General features: G+C 36.9%; 22 protein-coding genes. 3 read left to right on the plus strand and 19 right to left on the minus strand.

Features of this window, described 5'->3' with window-relative positions; all coding sequences use genetic code 11:
- Positions 1-15: 15 nt before the first annotated feature.
- From IIF7_RS11350 to IIF7_RS11435, 18 genes are all read right to left on the minus strand, one after another.
- Positions 16-1,866: a glycoside hydrolase family 2 protein gene (locus IIF7_RS11350; protein WP_084841806.1), complete on the minus strand. Its 1,851-nt coding sequence runs from the start codon at positions 1,864-1,866 to the stop codon at positions 16-18.
- 362 nt (positions 1,867-2,228) lie between these two features.
- On the minus strand, positions 2,229-2,891 hold the full coding sequence (locus tag IIF7_RS11355) for an SDR family oxidoreductase (RefSeq protein WP_084841807.1): 663 nt from the start codon (positions 2,889-2,891) through the stop codon (positions 2,229-2,231).
- Positions 2,892-2,958: 67 nt separating this feature from the next.
- Positions 2,959-4,176: a multidrug effflux MFS transporter gene (locus IIF7_RS11360; protein WP_084841808.1), complete on the minus strand. Its 1,218-nt coding sequence runs from the start codon at positions 4,174-4,176 to the stop codon at positions 2,959-2,961.
- Positions 4,177-4,516: 340 nt separating this feature from the next.
- Entirely contained in the window at positions 4,517-5,023 is a 507-nt protein-coding gene (locus tag IIF7_RS21075; RefSeq protein WP_084841809.1) for a cupin domain-containing protein, read from the minus strand.
- A 20-nt stretch (positions 5,024-5,043) separates the two neighbouring features.
- A complete protein-coding gene (locus IIF7_RS11370; RefSeq protein ID WP_084841810.1) occupies positions 5,044-5,640 on the minus strand; it encodes a sugar O-acetyltransferase in 597 nt (198 codons plus the stop codon).
- A 117-nt stretch (positions 5,641-5,757) separates the two neighbouring features.
- Complete coding sequence (locus IIF7_RS11375) at positions 5,758-6,609, minus strand: aldo/keto reductase (protein WP_084841811.1); 852 nt, start codon at positions 6,607-6,609, stop codon at positions 5,758-5,760.
- Positions 6,610-6,652: 43 nt separating this feature from the next.
- Positions 6,653-6,886: a tautomerase family protein gene (locus IIF7_RS11380; protein ID WP_084841812.1), complete on the minus strand. Its 234-nt coding sequence runs from the start codon at positions 6,884-6,886 to the stop codon at positions 6,653-6,655.
- Between the two features lie 33 nt (positions 6,887-6,919).
- A complete protein-coding gene (locus IIF7_RS11385) occupies positions 6,920-7,276 on the minus strand; it encodes a cyclophilin-like fold protein (RefSeq protein WP_084841864.1) in 357 nt (118 codons plus the stop codon).
- Positions 7,277-7,408: 132 nt separating this feature from the next.
- The gene (locus tag IIF7_RS11390; RefSeq protein WP_084841813.1) at positions 7,409-7,792 is read right to left on the minus strand and encodes a cyclophilin-like fold protein; all 384 of its coding nucleotides are present in this window, start codon (positions 7,790-7,792) and stop codon (positions 7,409-7,411) included.
- A 334-nt stretch (positions 7,793-8,126) separates the two neighbouring features.
- The gene (locus tag IIF7_RS11395; protein ID WP_084841814.1) at positions 8,127-8,492 is read right to left on the minus strand and encodes a DUF2255 family protein; all 366 of its coding nucleotides are present in this window, start codon (positions 8,490-8,492) and stop codon (positions 8,127-8,129) included.
- Between the two features lie 35 nt (positions 8,493-8,527).
- The gene (locus IIF7_RS11400; RefSeq protein WP_084841815.1) at positions 8,528-9,622 is read right to left on the minus strand and encodes an alpha/beta hydrolase; all 1,095 of its coding nucleotides are present in this window, start codon (positions 9,620-9,622) and stop codon (positions 8,528-8,530) included.
- Between the two features lie 6 nt (positions 9,623-9,628).
- The gene (locus tag IIF7_RS11405; RefSeq protein WP_084841816.1) at positions 9,629-10,204 is read right to left on the minus strand and encodes a DapH/DapD/GlmU-related protein; all 576 of its coding nucleotides are present in this window, start codon (positions 10,202-10,204) and stop codon (positions 9,629-9,631) included.
- A 90-nt stretch (positions 10,205-10,294) separates the two neighbouring features.
- Entirely contained in the window at positions 10,295-10,693 is a 399-nt protein-coding gene (locus IIF7_RS11410; RefSeq protein WP_084841817.1) for a (R)-mandelonitrile lyase, read from the minus strand.
- Positions 10,694-10,779: 86 nt separating this feature from the next.
- Positions 10,780-11,892, minus strand: a complete 1,113-nt coding sequence (locus IIF7_RS11415; protein WP_084841818.1) for an NAD(P)-dependent alcohol dehydrogenase — start codon at positions 11,890-11,892, stop codon at positions 10,780-10,782.
- Positions 11,893-11,927: 35 nt separating this feature from the next.
- A complete protein-coding gene (locus tag IIF7_RS11420) occupies positions 11,928-12,992 on the minus strand; it encodes an NAD(P)-dependent alcohol dehydrogenase (protein ID WP_084841819.1) in 1,065 nt (354 codons plus the stop codon).
- 47 nt (positions 12,993-13,039) lie between these two features.
- Positions 13,040-13,789 carry an SDR family NAD(P)-dependent oxidoreductase gene (locus IIF7_RS11425; protein ID WP_084841820.1) on the minus strand — a complete coding sequence of 250 codons (750 nt, stop codon included), beginning with the start codon at positions 13,787-13,789 and terminating at the stop codon, positions 13,040-13,042.
- A 110-nt stretch (positions 13,790-13,899) separates the two neighbouring features.
- Entirely contained in the window at positions 13,900-14,442 is a 543-nt protein-coding gene (locus IIF7_RS11430; RefSeq protein ID WP_084841821.1) for a cupin domain-containing protein, read from the minus strand.
- A 506-nt stretch (positions 14,443-14,948) separates the two neighbouring features.
- Positions 14,949-15,830 carry a helix-turn-helix domain-containing protein gene (locus IIF7_RS11435; protein ID WP_084841822.1) on the minus strand — a complete coding sequence of 294 codons (882 nt, stop codon included), beginning with the start codon at positions 15,828-15,830 and terminating at the stop codon, positions 14,949-14,951.
- 174 nt (positions 15,831-16,004) lie between these two features.
- On the opposite strand from IIF7_RS11435, the gene IIF7_RS11440 reads away from it, so the two are divergent.
- The 3 genes from IIF7_RS11440 to IIF7_RS11450 all read left to right on the plus strand — a co-directional run bounded on the left by IIF7_RS11440 (position 16,005) and on the right by IIF7_RS11450 (position 17,488).
- A complete protein-coding gene (locus IIF7_RS11440; protein ID WP_084841823.1) occupies positions 16,005-16,424 on the plus strand; it encodes an EbsA family protein in 420 nt (139 codons plus the stop codon).
- 16 nt (positions 16,425-16,440) lie between these two features.
- Positions 16,441-17,010, plus strand: coding sequence for a hypothetical protein (locus IIF7_RS11445; RefSeq protein WP_084841824.1), 570 nt, complete (start codon positions 16,441-16,443; stop codon positions 17,008-17,010).
- Positions 17,011-17,149: 139 nt separating this feature from the next.
- Complete coding sequence (locus IIF7_RS11450) at positions 17,150-17,488, plus strand: hypothetical protein (protein WP_084841825.1); 339 nt, start codon at positions 17,150-17,152, stop codon at positions 17,486-17,488.
- A gap of 48 nt (positions 17,489-17,536) precedes the next feature.
- Here the strand turns inward: IIF7_RS11450 and IIF7_RS11455 are convergent, their stop codons facing one another.
- Positions 17,537-19,231, minus strand: coding sequence for a ribonucleoside-diphosphate reductase subunit alpha (locus IIF7_RS11455; RefSeq protein ID WP_084841826.1), 1,695 nt, complete (start codon positions 19,229-19,231; stop codon positions 17,537-17,539).
- Positions 19,232-19,248 lie beyond the last annotated feature (17 nt).

A 19,248-nucleotide genomic window follows, 5' to 3' on the forward strand; every position in this document is an offset into this window, starting at 1 on the left:
CTATTTTAAGCTTAACTATTTCTCTTCAAATTCCTTTTCTTTCTTATCGTAATATTCTTTTAGCGTATAAAAAGCTTTCTTTTTGTTGCCTTTATCATCAATTAAACCTTTACGATTCCATCCTTCCTGATATTTAGGATTATTACGTTTTGGAGATCTAAAATCTACCAGAATCCAAGGCGCAAGCCCCATATAATTATCTGGCATATTTTCCATCATTTTTAGCGTTTCTTCGAAATACCATTCTTGGAATTCTTCACTCCATCGAGTCTCTTTATCGGCATGAAATCCACCTTTAGATCCTGCACCGGTTTCGCTAAAAAATAGCGGTTTATTGTACGCTGTTTCCCATTTCGATTTTACTTTAGCATGAGGCAAATCACCATACCAGCCCAAATATTCGTTTACAGAAACAATATCTGTATACTCTCCCAGTGGATCGTCGATATAGTTTGTTCCGCGGTTATAACCAACTTCTAAAGCAGCAGAAATCATTCTTGTATCATCTTTCTCTTTAGCGTGCATCACAAGATTTTTCATAAACTCGGTTCTGGCTTCGCTAACCGGGGTTTCATTTCCTACAGACCAAATCACCACTGAAGCTTTATTTTGATCTCTAATAATCATTTCGTCTAACTGCTTCTTCGCTTTTTCTAGTACGGCATCGCTTTTAAAGTTGATCGTCCAGTACACCGGAATTTCACTCCACACTAAAATTCCTAAAGAATCTGCTGCACGGGTCATATATTCGTTATGCGGATAATGCGCCAAGCGAACCATATTTGCATTTAGTTCTTTCGCCCAACCTAAAAGTTTATGAGCATCGGCAGTGTTTGTGGCTCTGCGGATTTCAGGAGCAATTTCTTCGTGAATACAAATTCCGCGCATAAAGATCTTTTCCCCATTCAGCAATACATCTTTTCCTGAAACTTCTACTTTTCTAAAGCCTATTTTATCGGTTAAGGTATTTTCACCCAAACTAAATTTGACCTCATAAAGCTTCGGATTTTTAGGTGACCATAATTCAAGTTTCTTTGCATCGAAATTAAAAGAAGCTTCAGAACCGCTAATATCAACTTTCTCTTTAAGACCAATTTCAGGAATTTCAATAGTAATTTTTTCTTCGGAAGCTGAATTCAGTTTAAAGTGACCTGAAATTGTAAATTTCTTACGCTTCTTTGCTTTTTCTATATCCTGAGACTGCTCTAAATGCAAAGCATACTGCTGAATAAAATTTTGTGGTGTAATCACCAATTTCACATCACGGGTAATTCCGCCGTAATTCCACCAATCGGTATTTAAGGTTGGAACTTCATCTGCATGACGCTTATTATCTACTTTTACCACAAGAAAATTTCCTTTATCCTGAAGCAATTCCTGCGGAACTTCAAAATTAAAAGGTGTAAATCCACCTTTATGCATTCCAAGTTTTTTCCCGTTCAGATACACATGCGCCTCATAATTTACCGCACCGAAGTATAAAAAAAGACGTTCATTTTCCTCTAATTTCGGTTTATCAAAATCCCTTTGATACCAAACTGTCCCTTCGTAATATTTAAAAACATCGTCCTGAGAATTCCAATCTCCTGGAACCTGAATTGTATAGTCATCACTATAACCATGCTCCTTTCTATCGGTTTTGCCATGTGGCTCTGGGTTATTCCAATAGGCTTCAGGATCTTTTTCTCCCTTCTCGGTATATCGATAATTATAAAAACCAGTTTCATAAGGATCGATAATGTAATGCCAGGTGCCATTTAGCGAAACCTGCTTACGATTATGTGTATTTACGATTAAATTTTCCTGGGCAAATGCCGAGGCACAAAGCAATACTAAAAAAGCAGCAATAATTTTTTTGAATATCATTTAAGACAGAATTTGATTAAAATATTTCAGGCCGAAGAAACTCAACCTGAATAATAAATGTAAAATTTACATTTACTAATATAAAAAAATTACGCTATTCTGAATCGATATATAATAAAGCTATTTAAAAATTATTACTGAAAATATCGAATATCAATAAAGCTAATATTTGAAGATTTTGAGTCTGATTTTTTTAATCTGAAACAAGTAAACTACCTCGGGGCAAGCCCACGAGGCCTTAGTTGGAAACAAATTTTTAATTTCGCGGCAAGCCTTAGGGTATTATTCCCTTTCGCGGAGCCAATAAAAAACCTCCTACTAATTTCTCAGTAGGAGGCTTTTTATTTAGGTTGAAATCTTATTTACGAACAAACTTTCGCTAAAGCATCGGAAATTTTATCCTCACCTTTGCTCATTTCTATCACTTTTCCGTAGGTTTTAGAATCTTTTAGAACGCTTAGAACGGTTTCAGCAACAGCCTGACGTGGAATTTCAGATCCTACTTCATCTGGGGTTTCGGTCATTAAAACCTTTCCGGCTTCATCCTCATCGGTTAAAAGAACGGGACGTAAAATCGTATAATCTAACGAACTTCTTTTCAGTTCTAAATCGGCATAATGTTTTGCGGTGTAATACGGTTTCATTCCGTCTACTTTTCCCCAATACGAACGATCATCGCTATGCGAAGCGCCTACCATTACAAAACGCTTTACACCGTGTTTTTCAGCTTCATTAATCGACTTGATCGCGCCATCCAAATCAATTTCCATTGTTTTATCGTGACCGGTTTTTCCGCCAGATCCTGCTGTAAACACCACAGCATCGTAGTTTTTGATCACTTCGCCAATAGCTTCAGGCGTATTTTCTAAACTTTCTACCACCGTACCAACGCCCATTTCTTCAAAAAGTGGCTTTTGTTCTTCTTTTCTAATGAACGCGGTAGGTTCAAAATCTTCAGAAGCACGCATCGCTTTGGAAATTCGTTGTCCAACTTTTCCGTGTGCTCCAATAATTAAAACTTTCATATCAATTTTTCTTTTTCGTTTATTTTCAAGTTAATTTTTCTTTCAGAGAATCTGTTTTAAAATTCTATTAAACTTTGCTGCCTTTTAGGTTACTTCTTGCAAAAATTACTGCTGCGGAAGCGGTTGCGAAAAAAGCCATTATATAAGCCATAGTAACCGGGGAACCATTGTCTTCTCCAAATAAAGCCAGTAAAACTGAAGATAACACGCCACTTCCATACTGAAATGCTCCTAAAAGCGCAGCGGCGGCTCCCAACATTTCCGGGGCTTTATCGAGCGCGGCGGCATTGGTACAGGCGGCGATAATTCCGTTCATTGAAAAGAAAAAGAATACCGTACCGATCACCGCGTAAATTCCGCCAATCTCAAACTTCACCAATAGCGCTAATGCGATTCCCGCTAGCATTGCTACCGAAGTTGCTATTTTCAGCAAATTATCCAGTGAATATTTTCGCACCCAAATCCTGTTAGCGATACTGAAGCCCATTAGACCTAAAATATTGATCGCAAACAACCAACCATAATATTCCGGTTCCACATCAAAATAGGTGATATACACCGCCGGCGAACCCGTGACGAAAGCGTAAACTCCCATATAGAAAAAGGTAACACAAAGCGTGTAGACCATAAAATCTGAATTCTTAAATAGTCGGCCATATTTTTTAAAGGTTTCCAACAACGAAGTTTTGGCTTGTTTTTCTGGCGGAAGGGTTTCCGGCAAACGCTGAATCGCAATAAACATCACCGCGCCAAATGCTGCCAATACCCAAAAAACCACCGGCCAGGTACTGAATTTTATAATTTGACCGCCCAACAACGGACCGGCAATCGGAGCGATCGCCATCACCACCATTAAGGTTGAAAGCATCTCGGCTGCCTGTGTACGATCGTAACGATCGCGAATCATCGCTCGCGATAACATTGGTCCCACGCACGCACCAAAAGCCTGCACCACCCGAGCCGTAACGATCTGAAAAATAGTTTCTGAAAACGCACAACCTATAGAACCGATAATAAATAAAATGAGTCCGATTCTTAAAGGCTTTTTTCTCCCGATTCGGTCGCTTATAGGTCCCCAAATGATCTGCGCCAAAGCAAAACCAATCAAAAATCCAGAAATGGTTAATTCTACATCGCCTTGCAGATCTTTGTGCATTTGCGGCATCGCCGGTAAATAGATATCGGTAGAAAGTGAGGTGAACGCCATCAAGGCGCCTAAAACACTTATAAAATAAAGTTTTCCTACTTCGTTGGTATCGTTTGCTGTGGTTGGGGTGTTTTTCATTTAGGGGTTTAAAATGCTGTTTTAAATTATTTAATAATTAGTATTTACTTTTTTTCATTGCCAAAAAAAGTAACAAAAAAGTCTAGGCTTATTTTTAATTCCTTGAATTGTGGAGAAAAAATTTCTGCCTGCGCTAGGAAAACCGCTACGCTAATTCCTAGCTCCACATCCTACGCTGAAATTTTTCCTAACAATTACTACTGAATTAAAAAGTAGACCAATTTCAAATGACAAATAAAAAGTACAAGAAGACAGCACAGGCGCAAAACCTAAAACTCGATCAAGAAAAACAAAAGAAGGTAATAAACCTGTTATTCCCTCCTTTTGAAGTTCAACCAACCTATTTTTCTTCTTCAAATGCTACTTCGTCTTGCCAAATCGCGTCGCCTTCTGCAATGTTTGGTAGGATAACCAGGTGACTCATTACATTATTTTTTACCGCGCCGTGCCAATGTGAAACTCCGGGTGGGCATTTGATTACGTCGCCTCTTTTAATTTTTTCAAGCTCTTGTCCTTTGATTTGATGATAACCTTCGCCTTTGGTCACGACCAAAATTTCGCCTGCAGGATGAATATGCCAATGGGTTCTTGCGCCGGGTTCAAAAGCTTCGGTTACCAGCATCATATCGTATATCGAATCTTGCATCACGTGTGGTTTTACCCAAACATTGCCGGTATTATTTTCTGCGGAAGCTAAAGCGCCTTGCTGAATTTCTTCAACATTTACCGTCGGTTGTTTCTTATTTTCTTCGGTTTGCGTTGTTGAAGTTTCCTGCTTACAACTTATAAAAAACAGTATTAGCAATAAGCCGACATTGGTGATTTTGAAGGCATTTTTTAGAAACATAAAAGCTGATTTTGGTTGAATTAATCTTCTAATTTTTTCAATTCCTTCGCCGGAATTCCACCGACCAATGTTCGTGGCGGCACATCTTTGGTCACCACCGCTCCTGCAGCTACCACCGAATGTTCACCGATAGTTACGCCCGGTAAAATATTCACGTTAGAACCAATCCACGCATTTTTCTTGATCGTCACTTTCCCCGGAACCAAAGTTTTGCGCTCCTTCGGTGAAATGGGATGATTTTCTGAAGTGATACTCACTCGCGGGCCGATCATTACTTCATCTTCAATTTCGATTCCGCCTAAATCGAGCATCGAGCAATCGTGATTGATGAACACGCCTTTTCCTAAAGAAATATTCTTACCGTAATTGGTATAAAATGGCGGATAAACCGTGGTGGTTTCATCTAAATCTTTTCCGATCAATTCGCTAAATAGTGCTCTGCCTTTTTCAAGATCGTATGCTTTGTTGAAGTCTTTTAAAACTTTAAAGGCTTCGCTCGCAACTTCAGCCAATCTTGGCATATCGGGATCGCTCATCGAAACGCTTTCTTGATCTCTCAATCTTTTGATGATTGCATCGCGATCTTCAGCAGGTTTATGTTCTGTGTTGTTTTTCATTTTTCAGAAATTATCTATTTCAGCAACTGAATAATTTTCAGCATAAAAAAACCTCTCCGTAATTCTATAAAATGAGCTCCGGAGAGGTTTAGTTTTAAAGTTTATTAAACTTCAATCTTATTGAAATACAGGCATTTGATTTGCATCGCCGTAATCTTTGATCTCTTCAACATTTTTCAAGGTTGTCATATCTTCTTCAGAAATCTCAAAATCTACATCTGCGTTGTTGAGCATATGCTTTGATTTTGTGGTTTTTGGCAATGGTAACACGCCTAATTGCAGGCTGTAACGAATTGCTAATTGCGCAACGCTTACATTGTATTTGTCTGCCATCTCTTTCACGGTCTCGTGATCCATCAACACACCGTGACCAAGTGGAGAATATCCTTCGGTTAAGATGTCGTTTTTCTGAGCAAACTCGATTAATTCGCTTGGCGTTTTACCAATATGAACCAAAATCTGGTTTACCGCAGGTTTTACGTGACCTTTGTTTAGGATGTTTTCGATATCAGACTGTTCAAAATTTGACAATCCGATCGCTTTGATCTTTCCTGCTTCGTAAAACTCTTCTAAAGCTTTCCAGGCTTCTAAGTTTCCTTCGTCATAATTCCCGCCACGGAAATCATTCCAAGGTTGCGGACTGTGAATGATCATTAGATCGATATAATCTACATCTAATTTTTTAAACGACTCATTGATCGCTTTTTTAGCGTCGTCGTAAGTCTTTTCTTCAGCAGCCAATTTGGTGGTAATGAATAACTCTTTACGGTCGATTCCGCTTGCTTTTATTCCTTTACCAACACCTTCTTCATTTTGATAGGCTTGTGCAGTATCGATATGGCGATACCCTAATTTTATGGCTTCTTGTACAGCTTCACTCACATCGTCGTTATCGACCATCCAAGTTCCTAAAGCTAATTTTGGTATTGCTACTCCGTTATTTAAAGTGAATTTTTCTTCTAAAATCATAATCTTCTTTTTTGGTTAAACTTATTTTTATTTTTAGTACTGTCTACTCATCAAAAGAATAGCCCGGCTTTTTGTACAGCGCTTCGATATTGGGTTTGATCTCTTTATCGTAAACCGCATCTTTCCAATCTTCTTTCGGAATATCTTCGATCGCTACCGAAACCGCTTCGTCGGGATTCTCGGTATTTTCAGTAATTACTTTGGTAAACAAATCGGCTAGTTTTTGCTTGTTTTCTTCCGATTGTCCCGCTGCTATTTTTAAATGTATATGTGGCATTTTCTTTTTCTTTTCTATTTTTTTCTGCGGAAATTATTCTTCTACCAATTCGAATTTGGCTTCTTTATTTCCTGAGAATTTTAAATGTTTCACATCGGCTTCGTCGATTTTTCCAACGCTCACCAATCCGCTACTGTATTTAAAATCTTTGTAGAAAATCGCGATATCTCCCCAAGGCGAATAATACGTAATATCTCCTGCTGAAGGATCGTAACCCGCCGGCGCACCTTGCGTAGAAAGCTTTGGCTTTGGGTAAAAAATCTTTTCGTTACTCGCGTAATCTTCCAATTCTACCGTTAACGGCAGTTGCGCAATAAGATCTTTTGCTGTGGCATTATCATATAAAGTCGCCATTAACTCAGTTTCTCCTATCGTTATTTTTAATCTCATTTTCTTACTATTTTCTTGTTGATCCTGAGCCGAAACCGAACTTGTAAAAAACCCGATCAAAACGACCAAAATCGATACTATTCGATATGTTTTTAAACCTTGCATTATTTACCGAAAAAGAAGGGTAAAATGTTATACACTCTCTGAAACAGTCAACCTAATGTTACTGCCTAAATTCCTTATTTCTGAAAGCTGATTTTTATCTTCTACTTCACCAATTTTGATTAGTCCCGTGTGGGATGCCGATTGTTCTTCACCAGCATATAAAATCGTAAAGTAATTATCGGCTAAACAAATGTCGCCGTTGGTCCAGCCGTTGTGTTTATCAGCTTCGTCAAAAGCTAATGGAGCAGGAATAATTCCGCAGTAATCAAATTCGTACTGGTCTAGATTTACCGTGTATGGCAATTTTGAAAGTACATCTTTTGCTGTTGTAGAATTGTTGAATTTTGCTTTGAATTTTTTCTCTCCTAGTTTAAGAATTACTTCGGTTGCTTTTTGCTGATCCTGACTCATTTTTGTTTTGATTTCTGTAAACAAAATTAGCAAGAATCACCCTCTTAAACTTAAGCTTTTCAAACTGAAAACTATGGAAATCAAACATCCTTTTAATTTAACTATTTTTAACTAATTACTGATTTACAGTCACTTAAAATCGCGTTAAGCTTAACTAAACTTTAAGAAAACCAGGTATTTTTATAAATTTCAACACTCCTAAGGCATTTGATTTTTATAATTTTTATTAAAATTTAAAAGCTATAAAAACAAAACCCCATTGAATACGATCAATGAGGCTTCGAAAACTAATAATCAAAATTTTTGAAGTTTTATTAGAACTCCGCTTTTATAATTATTTCACCTGAACCGTTGCCGCTTTTGCGCGATCGCTGATCATTGACCCTAAATACGGACTGCTGCTGTATTTTGCACGATAGGCTTCATCGATCTTCTCGTTGATCTCTTCGCCTTTGATCGGTTCAAATTCCACATCTTTTTCGATGCCTGCAGCTTTTATTTTCCCGGCTTTTTGGCTTAAAGCTGATTGATACCAGCGTGAGCTTGTACCGTTATACGCTCGTACATATAAATTGCCTTCAACCTCAACAGACCAGATCCAGGTTAGGGTTCCGTAGGTTTTTCCATCGGCACGAAAAGGTGCGATATGAAAATCATTCTCTGCTGCGATTATTTTAATTTCTTCTGCTGTTAAACTCATCGTTCTAAATTTTCAGTTAAAAAATGAATTCAGATTTAGAGATTTTCGCTAAAAAATGACTCTAATTTATCGAATGGGATGTAGTCTTTATCGCCACCATCGTAAAGATCTGTGTGCACTGCATCATCGATAATCATCAATTCTTTTGGCTCTTTTGCAGCTTTGTAAGCATCTTCACTAAAGTAACGTGAATGCGCCTCAGATCCTGCAATAATTAAAATTGGTCGTGGCGAAATTTCATCGATATACGTTAAAAGCGGCATATTCATAAATGAAATTGAATTGGTCGCCGTCCAAGAACCGTTAGAGTTGATAGAACGTGGATGAAAACCTCTGTCGGTTTTATAGAAATCGAAATAATCCTGAACAAACTGAGGTTCGTCTCCGTTAATTTCGCTTGGTAAACCTTGCGGAGCCATTGCTACTTCTCCGTTTTCAGCATCTTTCCAACGCTGTAAACTCATTTGTTCTAGTTGTTCTGCACGTTGCTCTGGCGTTGTAGAATCAAAATATCCTTTCGCATTTACGCGAGACATATCGTACATACTTGTGGTAGCAACTGCTTTTACACGTTTATCTGCAGCAACAGCGTTTAATGCAAAACCTCCAAAACCACAAATCCCGATAATCCCGATTTTCTCACGGTCAATATTATCTTGAATTCCTAAGAAATCGATCGCAGCGCTAAAATCTTCTGTATTGATATCTGGTGAAGCTGTATTACGAGGTTCGCCTTCGCTTTCACCGGTATATGAAGGATCAAAGGTTACTACCGCATAACCTCTTTTTGCAAATTCGTTAGCGTATAAACCTGAAGCTTGTTCTTTTACCGCTCCAAAAGGTCCGCTGATGGCCAAGGCGGGTAATTTTTTATCACCTGCATTTTTTGGTAAATAAAGGTCGCCGGCTAAAGTGATTCCGTAGCGATTTTTGAAGTTGACTGAAGTACGAGTAACTTCGTCATTTAATTCGAAAATATAACCATTTTCTGTACTCATTGTATCTGTTTTTGTTGTTGTAGTATTTGATTTTTCTTCTGCTGAAGTTGTTTTCTTTTCTTCTTGATTTTGATTGCAAGAGAGTCCTAAAACCGAAAGGACGATCACTGCTAAAACATTAATTTTCTTCACTATCTATTATTCTTGTTTTAATTCTTTAATCTTTTTGGCAGGAATTCCCGCATAAACGCTGTTAGGTTCAACATCTTTATTGACCAAAGCTCCGGCTGCAACTACTGAATTTTCACCAATGGTCACTCCGGGTAACACCGTTACATTTGCGCCTAGCCAGGCTCCTTTTTTAATGGTCACTTTCTGCGGAACCATCGTGTTTCGTTTTCCGATTTCTGTAGGGTGATTTTCCGAAGAAATATTCACACGCGGACCAATCATTACATTGTCTTCAATTTCAATTCCGCCCAGATCCAGAAAACTACACGCGTGATTGATAAATACGTTTTTTCCCAATTTGATGTGCCTGCCGACATTGGTGTAAAACGGAGTGAACAAAGTGATGGTTTTGTCGACTTCAGTGCCTATGATCTCTCCCAGATATTTTCGTACTTCATCTAGACCTTCAGCATTATTCAGTTTTAGATTTAAGCTCATTGTTTCTTCAACTGCTACACGAACATCTCCATAATCAGGATCATCCATCGGGATCACTTCATTAGCCAGTAATCGCTCGAAAATATTTTTCTTAGTTGCACTCATAAATTATCGAATCTTAGTTTTTTTATTGAGAAAGATGAAATGCCGGAATTCATAGAATTACCGGCATTTTTTAAACATACAATTTGAGGTTTATTTTTGGTATTCCTCGTCAGAAACTTTTTCTAACCAGTCTACCACTTTACCGTCTTTTTCTTCCTGAATCGCAATATGACTCATTGCTTTGTTTGCTGATGCGCCGTGCCAGTGTTTTTCTTCTGGTGGAAACCAAACTACATCACCAGGACCAACTTCTTCGATCGGGCCACCTTCACGTTGTACCCAACCAGCACCAGAAGTGATGATCAAGGTTTGACCGGCAGGATGCGTATGCCACGCAGTTCTTGCTCCGGCTTCAAAAGTTACCAATGCTCCGGCTCCTTTTGTAATGTTTTCTTTTTGCCCGTATAAAGGATCTAATCTTACGCTTCCGGTAAAATAATCTTCTGGTCCTTTTACAGAATCGATGTTTTTATTCTTCGTGATATCCATAACATTTTATTTTTTGATTCATTCAAATTACAAAATTTGAGATGAATTCTGATTTATAAAATAACTCGTGCGTTCATCGAGTTTAATTACTTTATAGTTTGCATATCGATTACGTAACGGAATTTCACTTTTCCTTCGTCGATATTTTTGTAAGCCTCGTCTACTTCAGTAGGTTCAGCTTTAATTACTTCTACTTCAGGATAAATATTATGTTTGATCGAATAATCTAACATTTCCTGAGTTTCCGGGATTCCGCCGATCAATGAACCATACACTTTTCTATGTGCAGATTGCATTACTAACGGAGAAACCGGGATGCTTGAGTTTGCCGGTAAACCAACGATCGCTAGTTCACCACCGTCCATTTTTAGCATTTTAACGTACATCATCGGGTCGTAATCTGCCGGAATTGTACTGATGATAAAATCGAATTTATCTGATAATGCTGAAAAATCTTCAGTCGATTTTACATTTACATAATCTACCGCTCCAAGACGTTTTGCATCTGAAGCTTTTTCGTCGGTAATATCAAAAACAGTAACCTCTGCCCCTAGATCTACCAAATATTGAACAGCCATATGACCTAAACCTCCAAAACCGGCAACACCAACAACATCTCCTTTTTCAACTTCACTAAACTTAATTGGTGACCAGGTAGTGATTCCCGCACACATTAATGGCGCAGTACGTTTAATATCGGCTCCTTTTGGTACGTTGATCGCAAATTCATCTGAAACGGTTATGATATTGGAATATCCACCCTGAGTAATCTCCCCTCCGTGAAAACGATCTGGAAAACCGTAAGTAAATACTGTACCTTTTGCACAATATTGCTCTTTACCAGCTTCACAGTATTTACATTCGCCACAAGAGTTTACCATACAACCTACGCCTGCGTAATCACCAACTTTAAAATCTTTCACATCGTTACCAACAGCAGTTACTTTACCTACGATCTCGTGACCTGGAATAACCTGATTAGGCCCATTTTTCACCATAAAGTCACTATGGCAAATCCCTGCATATAAGATTTCAATTTCGATATCGCTGTCTCCTACCGGATAACGTTCAAACTCAATCCTTTCAAAATTTGAATTGGCTTTAGTTGCTAAACCAATGGCAGGAATAGCTTCGCTTTGCTGAGCGAAAGACATTGCTGATACCATCAACAACATCAGACTGAATATTCTATTTTTCATTTTATATGAATTTTTAAGTGATTTTGAGTTATAATTTAAAAGGTCGCTGCATCGATCACGTATCTGTAACGTGCATCTTTATTCTCTACTTTCTCCCAGGCTTCGTTAATCTCTTCTGCATTAATAATTTCTATTGTAGGTCTTATACCATTATCTGCACAGTAGTTTACAACCTCCTGAGTTTCTGGAATTCCTCCAATTAATGAAGAGTTGAAATTAACTCTGGCAAAAGCCAACATAAGGTTATTCAATGTGATTTCAGATTTTTCTGGCATCCCTACAAAAGTGAATGTTCCTCCAGGTTTTAAACACATTACATAAGCAGCTACATTAAATTGATACGGAATGGTAGAGATCATATAATCTAGCGTCTTGTTGTAAGCCTGCATATTTTTAAATTCGTCATCTACAACAATCACTTCTTCTACACCCCAAGATTTGATATCTTCTACTTTATCTTCTGAAGTCGTAAAGGCATAAACTTTAGCTCCTTTAGAAACTGCGATCTTAACTGCCAAGTGCCCTAAACCACCAATTCCTGCAACACCTACTTTATCACCAACTTTAAATTGCGCACGCATTAATGGAGAATAGGTAGTTATCCCGGCACAAAGTAAAGGTGCAGCTTCTTCGAAACTTATATTATCTGGAATATGTACCGCAAAGTGATCTCTTACTACCAATTTATCTGAATATCCACCTTGAGTAATTCCGCTTGGTTCAGTTTCAGAAGGCATTCCGTAAGTAAAAACTGTTTTTCCGTGATCACAAAAATGCTCTTCTCCGGCTTTACAACTATCACATTCTAAACAGCTATCTACCATACAACCTACACCTGCGCGATCACCAACTTTAAATTTGGTTACATTTTTACCAACAGCAGCTACCACACCTACGATCTCGTGACCAGGAACTTGTGGATATATTTGCTCTCCCCAGTGTCCTTTTTCCTGGTGAATATCTGAATGACAAATACTGGCAAATTTAATATCGATAAGAATATCATCGTCTCCAACAGGTCTTCTTTCAAATTCCCACGGACTTAATTTTCCTGATGCGTCTTTTGCTGCGTAACCTTTTGTTTTTACTGTTTCACTCATAATTTTTCTTTTCCTTTTTATTCTTTTCCCTTATTATTTTTTAAATTTTATAGAATGGTATATCCACCATCTACTGCGATAGATTGACCTATCACATAAGTCGATTCTTCACCGCATAGCCAAACCGCAGCGTCTGCAACTTCTGAAGCTTTCCCTAAACGATTGATTGGTGCAGCATTAATAGAATCTTCTCTTTTAAGATCGCCACTATTCACCATATCATTAACCATTGGAGTTTCGATCGTACCGGGACAAACCGCATTAATACGAATACCTTTTGAAGCATAATCTGCTGCTGCACTTTTGGTGATACCAAGAATTGCGTGCTTTGCAGCGACATACGGAGTTCTACCAGGAACACCAACTTTACCTGCTAAAGAAGAGTTGTTAACGATCGCTCCAGATTGTTGCTTTTTCATTTGGATAAGCTCGTGTTTCATACACAACCAAACTCCTTTTAAATTTACATTTAGGATCTTATCGTAATCTTCTTCGCTAGTTTCTGTAATATCCTGAGCCGGAATTTGAATACCTGCATTATTAAATGCAGCATCTAATTTTCCGTAAGTTTCAACAACTTTGGCAATCGCTTTTTCAACTTCTGCCTCGCTAGAAACATCACACTGAATCGCAATTGTATTTGCTCCGTTCTCATTTAATTCAATCGAGAGTTTTTCTGCAGCTTCCATATCTACATCTAAAATGGCAACAGAAGCTCCTTTTTCAGCAAAAATTCTAACTGCTGCTTCGCCCATTCCTTTTGAACCACCGGTAACCAGTGCTACTTTATCTTTCATTTTTTTTATTTTTAACTCACCTCATCAAAGCTTTAAATTGAAGCAATGATTAAATCAAATACGTACTCTTTGACCTCTATATTAGAGATCTTGTTTATTAAAATGCTATCTTATTTTGTATAAACTGAATCGGTTACAGCTTCCATCCATTCTACGATACCTTTTTCAGTATTCGGAACGATGTACATTTGCTGCACGCCGGTATCTTCGCTTGCTCCATGCCAGTGTCTTGTATTTGGTGGACATTTAATCACGTCGCCTTTTTCCATAATTTCTTTTGGCTGACCTTCTATTTGGTGATAACCTTTCCCGTCGGTAATAATTAAAATTTGACCACCTGGATGCGTATGCCAGTTACTTCTTCCGCCTGGTTCAAAATATACATTTCCAACTGCAGTGGTATACGTAGAATCTGGAGCTACCAAACCGATATTGTATGCATTACCGGTGAAATTTTTGTCTGGTCCTTTATTTCCCTTCGGAAAGATAAAATCAAGTTCACTTTCTTCTGAAGTTGAAGTTTCAGTTTGTGTCGTTTCTTCTGAAGTTGTTTCGCTAGTTTCTGTTGAAGCATTCTCTTTACAGCTTCCTAAAAGCAACACACTAAATAGTGAACTTGCTAATAAGGAGTTTCTAAGGTTGATCTTTTTCATAGTTGGTCGTTTTAGATAGTTTCTATTAGTTTTGAAATCTTATACAAAGATAGTATCGAAACCTCTCTTCCGAATAATGAAATTCAAATCAAAAACTAAGAAATTCAATCTAGCAGTCTTAAAATTTATAATATAATTTCGTAAAAAAACGTTAAAACAAAATCATCCAATCATCTTAATGGCAAGGATTTAAAATATGAAAGTAATTAATAGATCACAAAATATGACTATTCAATTTGAGTAGTTTTCGATTCAATTTTATAATAATTCAAATCTTTAAGTCTAATTTTCAGGATAGTTTGAATATATTAATAATAAAAGTTGAATTTTCGAGAGTCAATTCTCATTTCTCTCACTCTTCAGCAGCATATACTTGCTTAAAATTTCAGGATAACTGCTTTCAGCATTAAATAATTCATCGAAAAAATCACCCCTGAAAATCTGCAATATCAGCTTTCAGTATTATAAAAAATTAAGCCTAAAAATATCGAATATTGATTTTAAAACTATACCAAAGATTTACGAAAAGAACCCGGATTGGTTCCCGTCGCTTTTTTAAAGAAATTATTGAAATAGGTTGGATAATCGAAGCCCAGCGAATACGCAATATCATTAATACTCCAATCTGTATGCAGCAATAAAGCTTTAGATTCGTTTATTATTCGGCTATTAATATGTGAAGTGGTAGGATGACCAGTAACTTTTTTTACCGCCCTGTTTAGATAATTTACGTGCACGGCCAGATTACTCGCATAATCTTTTGCAGTACGTAATTTTAGCGGCTGATCGATACCTTCTATAGGAAATTGTCGTTCTAAAAGCTCCAAAAACACATTGGTAAGTCGGGACAATGCATCCTGATTTTGCTGAAAATTTTTAGATGGTTCTAATTTTTGCGCCTCGTGTATAATCAAATTAATATAGTTACGAATTACATCGTCTTTTTGACTATAATCGCTTTGTTGCTCCCTAATCATGTTCTCGAACATCGAATTTAAGAAAACACGTTGTTCATCTGAGATTCGCAATACCGGTGTACCATCTAACTTGAATAATGGTGATTGCTGCAACAATTCAGATCGCTCTGATAACATTAAAAAATCTTCTGAAAACAAGCAGGTGTAACCAACATATTTATTAGAAAGTGTTTCCCAGGAATACGGAACATGAGGATTCCCAAAAAACAGAACGGTTTCACCATCGGTCTTAAAACTTTTATCGGAATAATGAATTACACTTTGCCCGGTAGTTAAACAGATCTTGTAAAAATCCTTACGGCTATAAATCTTGGTTGAAGAGCTATCATCTTCAATCCTAAATACATTAAAACCTTTTAATTTTAATTCGTTATTAAACTCAGATACCGATCTTTTTGATGTTGCGCTCATACTGCAAAATTAAGAATTTCAAATCATCTTAAAGGAAATGACTTTCATAATTTTGTATTAATACTCAAATAATCAGAAAAAGTTTCAAACTGAAATTCGATAATTTCTAACAAAAATTTTATCACTCACCGTTAATTATTAAATATTATTTATATTTATGATAAACTTCTGCTTATGAAGCGAATACTATTTGACAGATTAGATAATTGGTTCAATACTTCCATAGTATTTACTTCTATAGCGCTATTATTTACTTCGGCTACTTTTGGAGAACGTCTAGGAGTTTATGAAATCATTATTGATAGAGCTTTCTTTATTTTACAGCTGATCTATTTTGGGAAATTTTTCATTTTTAAGCGAACGATAAACTGGAACAAAGCCGGTATTAATATTCGGCTAAAATGGTTTAAGGATGCACATATTCCATTTTCAGATATAGCTAGATGTACTTACAATAATGAAACCTTAGAAATTATAAAATCTAATGGCAAAACCTACAATTTTGATCTTTCTAAAATTCATAACCAAGATCAAGAAAAATTGATAGCTATATTTAAGGGGCGTCTTCCGAACGCTCAATTTCATATTATCTAATAATAAATCATTATTTATGAAAGCAATTTACTTTACACTGGCATTACTCTTATCAATAAATATTTGCAATGCAAAAATATTTTATGGCAACAACGATAGTATTAAAAAGTCGGTAAATAAGCCTTCTTTTACTGCATTAACAATAACTCGCATTAGCCATACCGGTAATAAAAAAGAACAGCTAAAAATGACCAAAAACGAAAATGGGGATTGGAATGTTGATTATATAACATTTCAAAACGATCAAAAAATGATTAATCTTGAAACCCTGCAAAATGATAATCTCTGGTTTGAAGTCTTAAAAACTAAAGTACATTATTTACCAGACTGGAAAGATATTCAATATAAATTTTCAACATTTTTGGAAGCCGATCTTGGAAATGGAACTGAACTTTTTGAAGATAGATTTTTCGTCTTAGGAGAATCGTACGAAATTGAAATCTGGACGGATAAGGATCAAAAATATAACAAGATAAGTTATACTTCGCCTGAATCTTACTACAAAAAATTCCCAGAAGTAGATGAAACAAAAGCTGTTGCTATACTAATCGGAATTTTTAAAGATCAATATCAAATTTTTGAGTAAACTACCTCAGGGCAAGCCCGTAAGGCATTTTTTTGAAAACCCTCTTTGTATCGAGGCAAGACCTCGAAGCATTTAATCTCGATTATCGAGTAAAACTAAATTCAAACAACCAATTAATCGATTATATTCTCTCTAAAACATGAATCTATATAGCACTTGCACGCATTGCAAAACAGATATAGCTATAAAACAAAAAGCTCCTACCCGTGGAGATTTTCAGATGAAATATGGAAATAGTTTAGAGCTAAAATGTGAGCACTGCGGAGAAAACCAAAATGTACATATTAACAAAATACGAGCTAAAGAAAGTAAGCTTATTTTATTAAGTGGCTTTATTTTAAGCCTAATTGTAACTGCGTTTCTTTGGAATTTTTACGGCGCAATAAGCACAGTTACCATAGTAATTCCGGTTTTGGTGTGGTATCAACAAATTAAAAATACAAGATCATTTAATCACTATATGATTAGAAGAACATAAAAAAAGCCACCTTTTTAGGTGGCTTTTCAATTTTATTTCAATTTCTAATTAAGCTTCACAGCTTGAGCAATTTACAATATTCGATACAAATTCTTTAGAAACACTCTGGCTTCTTTGATAATATAAAGTTTTTACCCCTAATTTCCAGGCTTCGATCATTAACTGGTTCACATCTCTTACAGCTACTCCCGCCGGAATATTAAGATTTAAACTCTGTGCCTGGTCGATAAATTTTTGTCTTACCGATGCCTGCTGAATAATTTCAAGCTGACTAATTTCTTTAAAGGTTTTAAATATATCTTTTTCTTCTTGAGTTAAGGTTTCTAAATGCTGAACACTACCGTGATTTAACATAATGCTTCTCCAGGTATCTTCATTATCCAGACCTTTTTCCTCTAGCAATTGCTTAAGGTATTTGTTCTTACGCATAAAGTTTCCTTTGGCAAGACCAGCTTTATAATAATTACTACTGAAAGGCTCGATTCCTGGTGAAGTTTGCCCTAAAATTGCCGAAGATGATGTTGTAGGTGCAATGGCCATTAAGGTAGTGTTTCTTAATCCATAACCTTTAAGCATTTCTGGCTCGCCATAAATGGTAGCCAACTCTTTACTGGCTTTGGTAGCTTTTGCGCTAATATCTTCAAAGATCTGGTGTGTTAGACCTTTTGCTCGCATTCCTTCAAAAGGAATTCTGTTTTTCTGTAAATAAGAATGCCATCCCATCGCTCCTAAACCAAGCGCACGGTGATTCTTTGCAAACCTGTTTGCTGAAGCTAAATAGTGATTCCCTTCAGTTTTTGCGATAAACTCCTGAAGTACTCCATCTAAGAAATAGATCGCTAACTTTACGGCTTCAGTATCTTTCCATTCATCATAAAGCTCCAGGTTCATCGATGATAAACAGCAGATAAATGATTCGTCTTCCGTAGAAGGCAAAGCAATTTCAGAACAAAGATTACTAGAATGGATTGTTCTATTTTTATCCTTATAAACCTGTGGCTTAAATCGGTTAATATTGTCTTTAAATAAAATATATGGTAAACCTTTTTGCTGGCGGCTTTCTAAAACCTTAGCCCAGATTTCACGTTTTTCCATATCGCCTTCGATCATTTCCTGCATCCAGTAATCTGGCACACAAACACCGTAGAACAAATTCTGAATAGGATTCCCAATACTCTTAATTTCTAAGAATTCTTTAATATCTGGGTGATCGATATCTAAATAGGCTGCAAAAGCACCACGACGAACACCTCCCTGAGAAATGGTATCCATTGCCGTATCAAAAAGTTTCATAAAACTAGTTGCTCCACTACTCTTTCCGTTATCGGTTACCGCACTTCCACGACCGCGTAATTCTCCAAAATAACCAGAAGTACCTCCGCCAATTTTAGTTTGCATAATCACTTCGCCAAGCTTATGGGTGATCCCTTCGATATTATCCGGTACGTAAACGTTGAAGCAGGAAATGGGCAAACCACGTTCGGTTCCCATATTTGCCCAGATCGGCGAACTTAAACTCATCCAGCCGCGCTCGATCATTTCGATAAAAGCTTCGGCTAATTCTGGTTTATAAAGTCTTCTGGCTGAAGCGTTGGCGATACGTTCTATAGCAGATTTTACCGTTTCACCTTTCAACAGATAACCCCGGTTAAGGATCTGCTGACTTTCGTCGTTAAGCCACCAAAGTCTCTTGTTTTTGGGTTCGTCTGCAATTAAAGGTTGGGTTTCTACATTGGTTGTCATGGGAGGTACGGGTTTTT

It is taken from the genome of Zunongwangia atlantica 22II14-10F7, from assembly GCF_002094855.1.
Lineage (GTDB): Bacteria > Bacteroidota > Bacteroidia > Flavobacteriales > Flavobacteriaceae > Zunongwangia > Zunongwangia atlantica.